The sequence below is a fragment of the Kluyvera sp. 142486 genome (assembly GCF_046569695.1).
Lineage (GTDB): Bacteria > Pseudomonadota > Gammaproteobacteria > Enterobacterales > Enterobacteriaceae > Kluyvera.
In genome coordinates, this window is record NZ_JBKHUI010000003.1 from 73,382 (window position 1) to 87,977 (window position 14,596).

Annotated in this window: 11 protein-coding genes; 7 read left to right on the forward strand and 4 right to left on the reverse strand. The window is 55.9% G+C overall.

Features of this window, described 5'->3' with window-relative positions; genetic code table 11:
• Positions 1-10 precede the first annotated feature (10 nt).
• Positions 11-2,563: a peptidoglycan glycosyltransferase/peptidoglycan DD-transpeptidase MrcA gene (gene mrcA / locus ACLGE8_RS04535; RefSeq protein ID WP_410996785.1), complete on the forward strand. Its 2,553-nt coding sequence runs from the start codon at positions 11-13 to the stop codon at positions 2,561-2,563.
• Positions 2,564-2,677: 114 nt separating this feature from the next.
• On the opposite strand, the gene nudE is transcribed toward mrcA, so the two are convergent.
• Positions 2,678-3,241, reverse strand: coding sequence for an ADP compounds hydrolase NudE (nudE, locus tag ACLGE8_RS04540; RefSeq protein ID WP_333495579.1), 564 nt, complete (start codon positions 3,239-3,241; stop codon positions 2,678-2,680).
• A 303-nt stretch (positions 3,242-3,544) separates the two neighbouring features.
• Between nudE and ACLGE8_RS04545 the strand changes: the two genes are divergently transcribed.
• From ACLGE8_RS04545 to hslO, 4 genes are all read left to right on the forward strand, one after another.
• A complete protein-coding gene (locus ACLGE8_RS04545; RefSeq protein ID WP_410996787.1) occupies positions 3,545-5,692 on the forward strand; it encodes an intracellular growth attenuator family protein in 2,148 nt (715 codons plus the stop codon).
• A gap of 68 nt (positions 5,693-5,760) precedes the next feature.
• Positions 5,761-6,429 carry a GMP/IMP nucleotidase gene (gene yrfG, locus ACLGE8_RS04550; RefSeq protein ID WP_220440243.1) on the forward strand — a complete coding sequence of 223 codons (669 nt, stop codon included), beginning with the start codon at positions 5,761-5,763 and terminating at the stop codon, positions 6,427-6,429.
• A 10-nt stretch (positions 6,430-6,439) separates the two neighbouring features.
• Positions 6,440-6,841, forward strand: a complete 402-nt coding sequence (gene hslR / locus ACLGE8_RS04555; RefSeq protein WP_185668992.1) for a ribosome-associated heat shock protein Hsp15 — start codon at positions 6,440-6,442, stop codon at positions 6,839-6,841.
• A 23-nt stretch (positions 6,842-6,864) separates the two neighbouring features.
• Entirely contained in the window at positions 6,865-7,743 is an 879-nt protein-coding gene (gene hslO, locus ACLGE8_RS04560) for an Hsp33 family molecular chaperone HslO (RefSeq protein ID WP_185668993.1), read from the forward strand.
• Positions 7,744-7,827: 84 nt separating this feature from the next.
• On the opposite strand, the gene ACLGE8_RS04565 is transcribed toward hslO, so the two are convergent.
• Entirely contained in the window at positions 7,828-9,546 is a 1,719-nt protein-coding gene (locus ACLGE8_RS04565) for a DUF4153 domain-containing protein (protein WP_410996790.1), read from the reverse strand.
• 368 nt (positions 9,547-9,914) lie between these two features.
• Here ACLGE8_RS04565 and pckA point away from each other — a divergent pair, with 368 nt between their 5' ends.
• Positions 9,915-11,531 carry a phosphoenolpyruvate carboxykinase (ATP) gene (gene pckA / locus ACLGE8_RS04570; protein ID WP_410996792.1) on the forward strand — a complete coding sequence of 539 codons (1,617 nt, stop codon included), beginning with the start codon at positions 9,915-9,917 and terminating at the stop codon, positions 11,529-11,531.
• A gap of 205 nt (positions 11,532-11,736) precedes the next feature.
• On the opposite strand, the gene envZ is transcribed toward pckA, so the two are convergent.
• Positions 11,737-13,089 carry a two-component system sensor histidine kinase EnvZ gene (gene envZ, locus ACLGE8_RS04575; RefSeq protein ID WP_410996794.1) on the reverse strand — a complete coding sequence of 451 codons (1,353 nt, stop codon included), beginning with the start codon at positions 13,087-13,089 and terminating at the stop codon, positions 11,737-11,739.
• Positions 13,086-13,805, reverse strand: a complete 720-nt coding sequence (gene ompR, locus ACLGE8_RS04580) for a two-component system response regulator OmpR (protein ID WP_001157751.1) — start codon at positions 13,803-13,805, stop codon at positions 13,086-13,088. The genes envZ and ompR overlap by 4 nt, the downstream gene beginning before the upstream one ends.
• Before the next feature lie 230 nt (positions 13,806-14,035).
• Between ompR and greB the strand changes: the two genes are divergently transcribed.
• Positions 14,036-14,509, forward strand: coding sequence for a transcription elongation factor GreB (gene greB, locus ACLGE8_RS04585; RefSeq protein ID WP_035892118.1), 474 nt, complete (start codon positions 14,036-14,038; stop codon positions 14,507-14,509).
• Positions 14,510-14,596: the final 87 nt, after the last annotated feature.

The following is a 14,596-nucleotide window of genomic DNA, read 5'->3' on the forward strand; positions in this document are numbered from 1 at the left end:
GAAATCTCCGGTGAAGTTCGTAAAGTATTTATTCATCCTTGCAGTCTGTTGCATTCTGCTGGGAGCAGGCTCGGTCTACGGCCTCTACAAATATATTGAGCCTCAGTTGCCCGACGTGGCGACGCTCAAAGACGTGCGCCTGCAGGTGCCAATGCAGGTCTATAGCGCGGACGGTGAACTCATCGCGCAGTACGGTGAAAAACGCCGTATTCCTATGACCCTCAACCAGATCCCACCAGAAATGGTGAAAGCGTTTATTGCGACCGAAGATAGCCGCTTCTACGAGCACCACGGGATTGACCCCATCGGTATCTTCCGTGCGGCAAGCGTGGCGATGTTCTCCGGCCATGCGTCGCAGGGTGCCAGTACCATTACCCAGCAGCTCGCGCGTAACTTCTTCCTCAGCCCTGAAAAGACGTTGATGCGTAAAGTAAAGGAAGCGTTCCTCGCCATTCGCATTGAGCAAATGCTGAGCAAGGACGAAATTCTTGAGCTGTACCTGAACAAGATTTACCTCGGCTACCGCGCGTATGGCGTGGGTGCAGCCGCTCAGGTCTATTTCGGGAAACCTGTCGATCAGCTCACTCTGAGCGAGATGGCGGTGATTGCCGGTCTGCCGAAAGCACCGTCCACTTTTAACCCGCTCTACTCGCTGGATCGCGCCACCGCACGCCGCAACGTGGTGCTGTCGCGCATGCTGAGCGAAGGCTATATCACTCAGGCACAGTACGACCAGGCGCGTAACGAAGCGATTGATGCCGACTATCACGCCCCGGAGATTGTCTTCTCAGCCCCGTACTTAACGGAGATGGTGCGTCAGGATATGGTTAAGCAGTACGGCGAGCAGGCCTATGAAGATGGCTATCGCGTGTACACCACCATCACCCGCAAGAACCAGCAGGCGGCACAGCAGGCGCTGCGCAATAACGTGATGGATTACGACATGCGTCACGGCTATCGCGGCCCATCAAACGTGCTGTGGAAAGCAGGCGAAACCCCGTGGGATAGCCAAAAAATTCGTGCGTCGCTGCGTCCACTGCCGTCCTATGGCCCGTTAGTACCTGCCGTCGTCACCGCCGCCAATCCTCAGGAAGCGACCGTTCAATTGGCAGATGGCACTTCGGTGTCATTAGCCATGGAAGGGATGCGCTGGGCGCGTCCGTACCGTTCGGACACCGCACAAGGCCCAACCCCGCGTAAAGTGACCGATGTGGTACAAGCGGGCCAGCAGATCTGGGTTCGTCAGAATGGCGATAGCTGGTGGCTGGCACAGGTGCCGGACGTAAACTCCGCGCTGGTATCCATCAACCCGCAGAACGGCGCCATTATTGCGCTGGTTGGCGGCTTCGATTTCAACCAGAGCAAGTTTAACCGTGCCACCCAGGCGCTGCGTCAGGTCGGCTCAAACATTAAGCCGTTCCTCTACACCGCCGCGATGGACAAAGGTTTGACCCTCGCCAGTATGCTTAACGACGTGCCAATTTCCCGCTGGGATGCCGGTGCGGGTTCCGACTGGCAGCCGAAAAACTCCCCGGCACAGTACGCCGGTCCAATCCGTCTGCGTCAGGGTCTGGGGCAGTCGAAGAACGTGGTGATGGTACGCGCGATGCGCGCGATGGGCGTGGATTACGCGGCAGAATATCTGCAGCGTTTCGGCTTCCCGGCGAACAACATCGTGCATACCGAATCACTGGCGCTGGGCTCTGCATCCTTTACCCCGCTGCAGGTCGCGCGCGGCTATGCGGTGATGGCTAACGGCGGCTTCCTGGTGGACCCGTACTACATCAGCAAGATTGAAAACGACCAGGGCGGCGTGCTGTTCGAAGCGAAACCGAAAATTGCCTGCCCTGATTGCAATATCCCGGTTATCTATGGCGATACGCAGAAGTCTAACGTACTGGAAAACAATGACGTTGAAGATGTCGCTGTCTCCCAGATGCCGCAGAATTCCACCGTACCGATGCCGGCACTTGAACAAGCTAATCAGCAGTTGGTTGCTCAGACCGGCGCTCAGGAATACGCACCGCACGTGATCAACACGCCGCTGTCGTTCCTGATTAAGAGCGCGCTAAACACCAATATCTTCGGCGAACCGGGCTGGCAGGGTACCGGCTGGCGCGCCGGGCGTGACCTGGGCCGTCGTGATATCGGCGGTAAAACCGGTACCACCAACAGCTCGAAAGATGCCTGGTTCTCCGGCTACGGTCCGGGCGTGGTAACGTCAGTGTGGATTGGCTTTGACGATCATCGTCGCGATCTGGGACGCACGACGGCATCTGGTGCTATCAAAGACCAGATCTCTGGCTACGAGGGTGGCGCGAAGAGTGCGCAGCCTGCATGGGATGCCTTTATGAAGCAGGTTCTGGCAGGCGTACCTGAGCAGCCGCTCACGCCACCGCCGGGCGTGGTCACGGTCAACATCGACCGCAGCACCGGGCAGTTAGCCAACGGGGGCAGCAGCCGCGAGGAGTACTTCATCGACGGAACGCAGCCTACGCAGCAGGCGGTTCACGAGGTGGGAACCGAAGTGATAGATAACGGGGAAACCCACGAGTTGTTCTAAGAAAAAGGCGCCATCGGCGCCTTTTTTATTGCTCGCTCGTCGCCCGGACGAGGTGCGCAGCACCGACTCCGGGGTCTTCCCGACAGCGCTTCGCTTGGCCGGGCTACAACATTCCTATGGCAATCGGCCCTGTTCTCTTAGCCACTCGCGCAACAGGAACAGCGCACTGACGTTGCGCGCTTCGTTAAAGTCCGGCTCGTCCAGCAGCGCCATCAGGTTCGCCAGCGGCCAGCGGACCTGCGGCAGCGGCTCTGGCTCATCACCCGGTAACGATTCCGGATAGAGATTTTCCGCCACGACAATATTCATTTTGCTAGAGAAATAGGACGGCGCCATGCCGAGCTTTTTCAGGAACGTCAGCTCATGCGCACCGAAACCCACCTCTTCTTTCAGCTCGCGGTTCGCCGCTTCCATTACCGTTTCGCCTGGGTCAATAAGCCCTTTCGAAAAGCCAAGCTCATAGGACTCGGTGCCCACCGCATACTCACGGATTAAAATCAGGTGGTCGTCGACAATCGGCACAATCATCACCGCTTCGCGCGAGGACGGTTTCATACGTTCATAAACGCGACGTACGCCATTGCTGAACTCTAAATCAACGCTTTCCACGTTAAAAAGGCGTGACTGCGCGACGGTTTCAACATGGAGAATGGTAGGTTTCTGTAATGATTTGCTCATTGGGCCGGGGTCTTTGCTGTAATGACTTTTATCATTGTGCGATAGCGATGCCGTTCCAGCAATGCATAACGCGTTTTATTTACATTGTTGCAACCTATTGCTTCTCATCTCTCATTTATGGATAAATGTCAAGAGGTTGAATTACAATTGAGAATTTACTGATACTCGCTGGCCGATGGGTTTGTTATGCTTACGTTTTGCGAGAGTCTATCGACTCTTTTTGTAAATGTGTAATACGTGCCAATGGTTTATACGAAAAGCAGGCAACGAAGAGACCTCTAAAATAAGTATGATGGGAAAAGCATGGGCACACTGATGATCTTTACCGTAGCGATACTGGTCTGCGCCGTGCTGGTCGGTTGGCTCTTGCGTAAACGGACGAAACGTCTTCAACTGCCGTGGCTGCACCAATTTCCAGGTGCCACCACGCGGAAACTCACCGATGAAGAGCGCCAGGGCGTTGAAAACTACCTTAGCTATCTTAATCAGGATCAGCAGATGCCGGCGTCCGGCGCGACTATCGCCCCTGCGGCGCTGACGCTCACGCCGCAGAGCAACACCGTTTTTACGCTGACGCGCGCCATTACCCGCTACGGCATCACCACCGATGATCCTAATAAGTGGCGCTATTTCCTCGACTCCGTGGAAGTGCATCTGCCGCCGTTCTGGGAACAGCACATTACCGATGAGAACAGTATTGAGCTTATCGCCACCGACGACGTGCCGCTGGTCATTGGCCTGAACGGTCATTCGCTTAAGAGCTACTCGCCTGAAAATAAAAGCTTTGCCCTGGAGCCATCCTCTTCGACTCAGGCCTCTATCCGCGGTGAAGAGAGTGAGCAGATTGAGCTGCTCAACATTCGCCAGGAAACCCATGAAGAGCACGCCCTTAGCCGCCCTGACGGCCTGCGAGAAGCGCTGCTGATCGTCGCCGCCTTCATTCTCTTCTACTGCGGCCTGATCGCCCCGGCAGTGTTTACGCCGTGGATTTTCGGCATCGCGGTTCTGTTGCTGTGCGCCGGGCTATGGGGGCTATTTGCGCCACCGACCAGGTCATCGCTGCGTGAGATCCACTGCCTGCGCGGTACGCCAAAGCGTTGGGGTCTGTTCGGTGAGAACGATCAGGAACAGATCAATAACATCTCTCTTGGGATCATCGACTTAATCTACCCTCGCCATTGGCAGCCGTTTGTGGCCCAGGATCTGGGACAGAAAACGGATATTGATATCTATCTGGATAGACACGTGGTGCGCCAGGGACGTTTTCTCTCCCTGCATGATGAAGTCAAAAACTTCCCGCTCCAGCACTGGCTGCGCAGCGTCGTTATCGGCGGCGGCGCACTGCTGGTAGCCATCATGATGTGGGTCAGCGTGCCGCTGAACATGCCGTTCAAATTTACCCTTTCCTGGCTTAAAGGTGCGCAAACCATTGAGGCCAAAGACGTTCGCCAGCTGCAGCAGACGGGCGTCCGCGTCGGCGATACGCTGCACATCAGCGGAACGGGGATGTGTAACATCCATTCGCCGGGAACCTGGACGGCACAGGAGAGCTCACCGTTCCTGCCGTTCGACTGTTCACAAATTATCTGGAACGATGCCCCTCGCCTGCCGCTGCCGGAATCAGAAACCGTCAATAAGGCGACTGCGCTGGTGCAGGCTGTCAACCGTCAGTTACACCCAACGGCGGATGATGATTCGCGCGTTAGCCCCGCGCTGCGTTCGGCTATTCAGAAATCCGGTATGGTGCTGCTGGACGACTTCGCCGATATCGTGCTGAAAACCAAAGATCTCTGTTCCGCCGCCGATGACTGTGTGCGCCTGAAAAATGCGCTGGTGAACCTCGGCAACACCCGCGACTGGGATGCGCTGGTGAAGCGCGCCAACTCCGGCAAGCTCGACGGCGTCAACGTTCTGCTGCGCCCGGTCAGCGCCGAGTCGCTGGACAACCTGGTCGATACCTCCACCGCGCCGTTTATTCTGCGCGAAACCGCACGCGCGGCGCAGGCGCTGAACAGCCCGGCTCCGGGCGGTTTCCTGATCACCAGCGATGAAGGCAGTGATTTCGTCAGCCAGCCTTATCCCAACACCATGCTGTACGACTATCCAGCCAGCGAGCAGTGGGGAGAGTTTCAACGGCTGGCGGGGATGCTGATGCATACGCCATTCCATGCCGAAGGGATCGTCACCAATCTCTATACCGACGCCAACGGCACGCAGCACATCAACCTGCACCGGATGCCGGACAGCAGCGGGCTGTGGCATTATCTGGCCACCACGCTGCTGATGCTCGCAATGATTGTTTGTGCGGTATACAACGGTATACAGGCGCTGCGCCGCTATCATCGCCATCGTGAACGTCTGGCTGACATTCAGAAATATTATGAGAGCTGCACCAACCCCGTGCTGCTTTCCGCCCCTGAAGAGTTCAAGTCTGATTTTCCAACGCACTAAGCCTCATAGTCATCATCGCGACAGGTTATGTTAATCTGTCGCGCATTTCTTCCGTCTGGAGACCCACCATGCATTTTGATATCGCCTGGCGCGAGGTAGATACCGTTCTTCTGGACATGGATGGCACGCTGCTCGACCTCGCTTTCGATAACTATTTCTGGCAAAAGCTGGTGCCGGAAACCTACGGCGCCAAGCTTGGGATTACGCCGCAAGCGGCGCAGGAAGCCATTCGCCAGGAGTACCATGCGGTGCAACATACGCTAAACTGGTACTGTCTGGATTACTGGAGCGATCGTTTGGGCCTCGATATCTGTTCGATGACCAGCGAACAAGGGCCGCGCGCGGTGCTGCGTGAAGATACCATTCCGTTCCTGAACGCGCTGAAAGCCAGCGGCAAGCGCCGCATCCTGCTGACCAACGCCCATCCGCACAACCTGGCGGTGAAGCTGGAACACACCGGTCTCGGCGAGCACCTTGATTTATTACTTTCCACCCATACATTTGGTTATCCGAAAGAGGATCAGCGGTTATGGCGGGCAGTTGAGGAACATACGGGTCTGGATGCCGAGCGCACGTTATTTATTGACGATAGCGAACCCATCCTGGATGCCGCCGCCCACTTTGGGATCCGCTATTGCCTCGGTGTGACCAACCCCGACTCCGGCCTTGCGGAAAAGCAGTACCTGCGTCATCCCGCGCTTAACGATTACCGTCGTCTGATCCCCTCACTGCAGTGAAGGAGCGACCATGAAAGAGAAGTCTACCGAAGGCGTCAGGCTTGATAAGTGGCTCTGGGCCGCGCGGTTTTATAAAACGCGCGCCGTGGCCCGAGAGATGATTGAAGGCGGTAAGGTTCACTACAACGGGCAGCGCAGCAAGCCCAGCAAAGTGGTTGAACTGAACGCCCAGCTGACGCTTCGCCAGGGAAACGATGAGCGCACCGTGGTGGTGAAAGGCATCACCGAGCAGCGGCGTCCGGCGACGGAGGCGGTCTCGCTTTATGAAGAGACGGCGGAAAGTATCGAGAAGCGCGAAAAAGTCGCCCTGGCGCGCAAGCTAAATGCGCTGACCATGCCGCATCCGGACAGACGGCCGGATAAAAAAGAGCGGCGCGACCTGATGAGATTTAAATACGGCGACAGTGAATAACTGCCACCCCAAGAGAGAAAATTATGACTCAACACGATCAATTACATCGCTATCTGTTTGAAAACTACGCCGTGCGTGGCGAACTGGTCACCGTATCCGAAACGCTCGAACAGATCCTGGCAGGCCATAACTATCCGCAGCCGGTGAAAAATGTGCTGTCCGAGCTGCTGGTCGCCACCAGCCTGCTGACCGCAACGCTGAAATTTGACGGCGATATCACCGTGCAGCTGCAGGGCGATGGCCCAATGACGCTGGCGGTGATCAACGGTAACAACCACCAGCAGCTGCGCGGCGTCGCGCGCGTGCAGGGCGATATTCCGGCAGACGCCGACCTGAAAACGCTTATCGGCAACGGCTATCTGGTGATCACCATTACGCCTGCCGAAGGCGAGCGCTATCAGGGCGTCGTGGGTCTGGAAGGTGATACGCTGGCGGCCTGCCTGGAAGATTACTTCCAGCGCTCTGAGCAGTTGCCAACCCGTCTGATTATCCGTACCGGCGAATCAGACGGTAAGCCAGCGGCGGGCGGGATGCTGCTGCAGGTTATGCCTGCACAGAACGCGCAGCCGGAAGATTTCGAACACCTGGCGGCACTGACCGACACCATCAAGGCCGAAGAGCTGTTCACGCTGCCGGCTAACGATGTACTGTGGCGTCTGTACCACGAAGAAGAAGTCACTCTGTACGATCCGCAGGACGTGGAGTTCAAGTGCACCTGTTCACGTGAACGCTGCGCCGGTGCGCTGAAAACCCTGCCGGACGAGGAAATTAACAGCATCCTCGAAGAAGAAGGCGAAATTGATATGCATTGTGATTACTGCGGTAGCCACTATGTGTTCAACGCGATGGATATTGCGGAAATCCGCAATAACGCGGCACCATCTGACCCGCAGGTTCATTAAGTTCTGAGCCTTTCCCGGCGTCACTTCGTTCGACCGGGCTACATCTCATCGTAGCCCGACCAAGCGCAGCGCCGCCGGGGAAAATCAGCGCCGATACTCCAGCACCACCGTCTCATCCCCCAGCGTAATATCTTGCCACGCCTTCGGTTTCGAACCTAACGTCCCATCATTCGCTGCCTGCAGCAGTTTCGCCTTGTTCACGCCGGATGGCAGCGACGCACTCGCTTTATATTCCCAGCCCTTATCACCCTGACCAAAGACCAGAACGGTACGATCGCCAAAGGCATACAGCACCTGCTCCGCCTTGCCATCACTGTTCAGATCCTGGCTCGCCAGCACGCAGCTATCAGGCTCACCGCAAGATTCCACCAGATAACGACGCTCAATCACCGCCGTCCATAGCGCATCATCCGGTGGTGTACTGCCCGGCAGCACCAGCACGTTTTTCGCCAACACGGCGGCAGTCAGTTTTACCGTCGGGCTAAGATCGCCGCTCAGCAGGCGCTTAAGCTGCTGCTGACGCTTCGCATCTTTGGTGAACTCGTTATCTTTCTGAAGCTCAAGCAGCGCCTCGCGCCCCGGCTTGCCGCTGTGCGACAGCATGTACAGGCTGACCTGGTCGGCATTGATTTTCCCGCTGTAGTAACGCGCCATGTGGCTATTCACGCTGATGCGCCAGCTGTCCAGCACCGGCGTATACAGTAGCGCCAGCAGCACCAGTCCCAGCAATGATACCGACAGATGCACCTTTCCGAGTGCAGAGGAGGGATCGTCGCGGCGACGGAGCAGGCTCAGCAAATAGCCCACCGACCAGACCAGCAGAACCACCACCACCAGCACGCCGTGAAGACGGTCTGACGTCCAGCCATACTGTCCAATGCGCACCCACAGCGCCCAGGCGGCAATCAGCACGTATACCGGCGAGAGCATCACAGCGGCCAGAATCAGGCCACGCAGTGGCCGTGGATAAGCCAGGCGCGTCTTGTTTGGCTCCCAAACCATCGCCGTCAGCAGCAGTTGCACAAAGGCCAGCGCCGAGAGCAGCCCCGCGGCGGAAAAACGTTCGGAAATGACCGTCACGCCCGCAAACGGCAGCGTAACCAGAAACAGCAGCGCCAGCAGCGATACCAGCGGTAGTAGTCCGGTGGCAATCAGCGCCAGCAGTTTGTGGATAGCGGCAATCAGTCGTTCATTCTGGCGGGCAAGGATCACCGCCAGCGAGGTCACCAGGCCAATGCAGATAAAGACAAACCACTGCGTATCGAAGAACAGGTGCGAAAAGAAGGTAATATTGGCCAGTTCAAACAGCCCGCCCCAGAGTAGCAAAACCAGCCATACCAGGCCGTTGGCGACACCAATCAGCAGCAGCGTCAGTGCGTTCTGCCACTGCTGGGCATAAAAGTGCGCATAACGCGCCACGCCGGGCGGAGGTTGAAGGCGAAACTGCATCCACGGAAGGGCCAGCAGCGCCATCAGCAGCAGGCACCAGCCGTAGGTCCATAGCGCATCGTACTGCCGCCAGTGTTCTTCCTCGTTGAGGTTGAACTTAAGCCAGCCTCCCATCCCCAATACCACCACCAGCACCACCGCTAGCCAGCACCACAGCGCGCGCTGTTTGAAGGAGACCACAGTAAACAGCAGCACAGAAGATAATGCCAGGCTTCCCGGCAAGGCGTAAAACATCCAGCCGCTGTTTGTAGGGATCAGATACATTGTTAGTAAATAGCACAAGAGCCCTTGTATGACGCCGGTTAGCACCATACCCCAGCGCGTGGGGGGAGAAAGAGGAGTCACAGCATCCATATCGATATTCCCGTTCCAGAAGTGAAGAAAAAACGCGTTTCGCGTACCGATCAGCACCTAAAAGTCAAATTTTGTACAGCGTGGTGAATCGATTTTTTCTCTGAAAGCATTACGTAATTTTCTTTCATAAATGCGATTAATTTCACATTTACGCCGTTCATTAAACCATTTTGTAACCATTTAAGAACATTCGTGCCAATTGCGGGGCTTTTCCTGTCATAATCCCTGTCGCTTCGTGACAGGAGTCACAATGTTTTCGTAAGTAAGACGTTTGTCGGGATACGTAAATCTATGAGCCTGGTCGCGGTCAACACCCCTAAAATACCCATAGAATTTATAGCAGTACATATTGGCTAAGGAGCAGTGAAATGCGCAACGGTATAACCCCGCAGGACCTCAAGGCTTATGGTATTAACGACGCACAGGATATCGTCTACAACCCCGACTACGATACATTGTATCAAGAAGAACTCGATCCTAACCTGGAAGGTTATGAGCGCGGTGTCTTAACGAACCTGGGTGCAATTTCTGTCGATACCGGTATCTTTACCGGCCGTTCTCCAAAGGACAAATATATCGTTCGCGACGACACAACGCGCGACACAGTATGGTGGTCTGATAAGGGTAACGGCAAAAATGACAACAAACCGCTGTCGCCTGAAATCTGGCAACATCTAAAAGGCCTGGTCTCCCAGCAACTGTCCGGCAAGCGCCTGTTCATCATCGATGCCTACTGCGGCGCGAATGAAGACACTCGCCTGTCCGTCCGCTTTATTACTGAAGTCGCCTGGCAGGCGCACTTCGTGAAGAACATGTTTATCCGCCCAACCGATGAAGAGCTGAAGACCTTCAAGCCAGACTTTATCGTGATGAACGGCGCAAAATGCACCAACCCACAGTGGAAAGAACAGGGCCTCAACTCGGAAAACTTTGTCGCGTTTAACCTGACAGAGCGCATCCAGCTGATCGGCGGGACCTGGTACGGCGGCGAAATGAAAAAAGGGATGTTCTCTATCATGAACTACCTGCTGCCGTTGCAGGGAATCGCATCCATGCACTGCTCGGCTAACGTCGGCGAAAAAGGTGACGTGGCGGTCTTCTTCGGCCTATCCGGCACCGGTAAAACCACCCTCTCCACCGATCCGAAACGTCGTCTGATTGGCGATGACGAACACGGCTGGGACGATGACGGCGTATTTAACTTTGAAGGCGGCTGCTACGCGAAGACTATCAAGCTCTCCGAAGCTGCAGAGCCTGATATCTATCACGCGATTCGCCGCGATGCGCTGCTGGAAAACGTGGTGGTGCTGGCCGATGGCACTATCGACTTCGACGATGGTTCCAAAACCGAAAACACCCGCGTCTCCTACCCGATTTACCACATCGACAATATCGTGAAGCCGGTGTCGAAAGCGGGTCACGCGACCAAGGTTATCTTCCTGACCGCCGATGCATTCGGGGTTCTGCCGCCGGTATCGCGCCTCACCGCCGATCAGACGCAGTACCACTTCCTCTCTGGCTTCACCGCGAAGCTGGCGGGCACCGAGCGCGGCGTCACCGAGCCAACCCCAACCTTCTCCGCCTGCTTCGGCGCAGCCTTCCTGTCGCTGCACCCAACGCAGTACGCTGAAGTGCTGGTAAAACGCATGCAGGCCGCTGGCGCACAGGCTTACCTGGTCAACACCGGCTGGAACGGCACCGGCAAACGTATCTCAATCCAGAATACGCGCGCGATTATCGATGCCATCCTCAACGGTTCTCTGGACAACGCTGAAACCTTCACCCTGCCTATGTTCGACCTGCAGATCCCAACCGAACTGCCGGGCGTAGACACCCACATCCTCGATCCGCGCAGCACCTACGGTTCGCCGGAACAGTGGCAGGAAAAAGCGCAAGCGCTGGCGAAGCTGTTCATTGAGAACTTTGAGAAATACACCGATACTCCGGCAGGCGCCGCGCTGGTGAGCGCAGGGCCGAAGCTGTAATTAACGCTGAATTGACCTACCTGGCGTTTGTAGGCCGGATAAGGCGTTTACGCCGCCATCCGGCAATCGGCATCGAATTGCCTGATGGCGCTACGCTTATCAGGCCTACAAGACCCGCATCGTAGCCCGGCCAAGCGAAGCGCCGCCGCGACAGCACACCGCACCACACAAACAAAAACCGCCGGGGTCTCCCCCAGCGGTTTTTTTAGCTCTCTTTCGTCGGCGTTGGCGGACGACTTCCCGGTACCGGCAGCCAGGCGCGTATCAGCAAGCCACCGCGTTCGCTGGTATCCAACTCCAGCATCCCGTTGTGGTTATCGATAATACGCTGCACAATCGCCAGCCCCAGCCCCGTTCCGCTGATGGTACGGGCGCTATCGCCACGCACAAACGGCTGGAACAGGTGCTTACGCTGCTCGGGTTTAATGCCCGGGCCATCATCTTCCACCTGGAACCAGGCGCGATGCGCTTCACGACCGCTGCTGACTTTAATCCAGCCGTTGCCGTAACGCGCGGCGTTCACCACCATATTGGCCAGCGCACGCTTGATAGACAGAGGATGCACCCTAACCGGGATCTCATCGTCGAACAATGCAGTATCAATTTCGCGCTCATAGCCGCTTTCCGCTGCGATCACTTCACCCAGCACCGTGTTGAGATCGATAAACTCCAGCGGCATCTCCTGACCGGTACGCAGATAGTCAATAAACTGCTCGATGATGGCGTTGCACTCTTCAATATCTTTATTGATTGATTCGGCAAGATAACCATCTTCTTCGCCCATCATCTCCGTCGCCAGACGAATACGCGTTAGCGGCGTGCGCAGGTCATGGCTGACACCGGCCATCAGTAACGTACGGTCGTCGGAAAGCTGCTTCACGCCCGCGGCCATATGGTTAAAGGCTCGAGTCACCGAACGCACCTCTGACGCACCATATTCACGCAGCGGCGGAGGAATGATGCCCTTACCGACCTGCAGCGCAGCGTGCTCCAGGTCGACCAGGGGTCGGTTCTGGATACGGATAAATAGCCATGCGCCGCCTATCGCCAGCAGCATAATTGCCAGGGTATAGCGGAAGAGCGGAGAGAAGTCTCCCTGATGGATCTCGGTTAACGGCACGCGCACCCAAATATTGGGCGACAGCCAGGTCTTCAACCAGACCACCGGGGAGCTTTTATTGACTTCAACGCGAACTTCAGTCGGCCCGCCCAGCTGCTGGGCCATCTGCTGACTTAAGAACTCGTAATGCTGAGCCCAGCGTAAACCGGCCTCTTCTGCGGCTTCATCGGAATAGAGTGAGATACCCAGTTCACGATAGATCTCGCGGCGAAATGCCGGCGGCACGACGAGCTGCGTGCCGTCCTCCAGCTGCAGTTTATCGGTCATCAGCATACGGACTTCATAAGCTAAGACCTTATTAAACTGCTGCAGGCTTGGCAAAATCGCGAAGTTCAACACCACAAGGTAGGTTGTCACCAGGCTGACAAACAGCAGGGTGACAATCAACAGTAACGTGCGGGCAAATGAACTTCGAGGCGAGAAGCGCAGTCGCCTCATGCTTTAGAGCCGTCCGGGACGAACACGTAGCCCAGACCCCAAACGGTCTGGATGTAGCGTGGGTGAGCCGGATCTTCTTCCACCATGCGGCGCAGGCGAGAAATCTGCACGTCGATAGAACGCTCCATTGCCGAGTATTCACGACCACGGGCCAGGTTCATCAGCTTGTCGCGAGACAGCGGTTCACGCGGGTGGCTAACCAGCGCTTTCAGCACCGCAAACTCACCGCTGGTGAGCGGCATCGGCTCGTCTTCGCGGAACATTTCGCGAGTACCGAGGTTCAGCTTGAACTTACCGAAGGCGATAACCGCTTCTTCCTGAGAAGGCGCGCCCGGCAGTTCGTTCGCCTGACGACGCAGCACCGCACGAATACGGGCCAGCAGTTCACGCGGGTTGAACGGTTTCGGAATGTAATCGTCGGCGCCAATTTCCAGGCCCACGATACGGTCAACTTCTTCCCCTTTCGCCGTCACCATGATGATCGGCATCGGGTTGCTCTGGCTACGCAGACGACGGCAAATCGACAGACCGTCTTCGCCTGGCAGCATTAAATCCAGAACCATCAGATGGAATGATTCACGAGTCAGCAATCGGTCCATCTGTTCGGCGTTAGCTACGCTTCGAACCTGGAAACCCTGCTCGGTCAGATAACGTTCCAGCAGCGCGCGCAGGCGCATATCGTCATCCACAACAAGAATCTTATAATTCTCTTGCATTGTTTTTACTCCCAAAGGTTCGCAACAATTATTCAGCATGTATTCTCAAAAAAGCCTGCGCTTGCGACCAGCTAAATCTGGTATAAATTCCAGGCTAAATTGTTACAAAGCATATTTAACAGCGAGTTAAGTATACAATGAATCTTAATACACATTATTTATTCTGTCGGCATACTCACGTAATACGTATTGTGCGTATTCTTTCTTCGGCAGCCAGGTAAGCACGGAACATGAAAACACAGTTAATCACCCGTGAAGGGTACGAAAAGCTCAAAAAAGAGATGGATTATCTCTGGCGCGAAGAGCGCCCGGAGGTCACAAAGAAGGTGACCTGGGCCGCAAGCCTTGGCGATCGCAGTGAGAATGCTGACTATCAGTATAATAAGAAACGCTTAAGAGAGATTGACCGACGCGTTCGTTATTTAACCAAGTGCCTGGAAAATCTGCGCATTGTCGATTACTCGCCGCAGCAGGAAGGCAAAGTCTTTTTCGGCGCCTGGGTTGAGATTGAAAACGACGACGGCGACACCAAGCGTTTCCGTATCGTTGGCTACGATGAGATTTTTGGTCGCAAGGACTATATCTCCATCGACTCACCGATGGCCCGCGCGCTGCTGAAAAAAGAGGTTGGCGATCTGGCAGTGGTCAACACCCCAGCCGGCGAAGCAAGCTGGTACGTGAATGAGATCGAATACGTAAAATAAGGCCGGAACAATCCGAAGCCCCCGCTGATGACTGGCATTTTTGCCAGTCAATCCGTATAACTGTCCCCTGATTTTATGACCTAACAG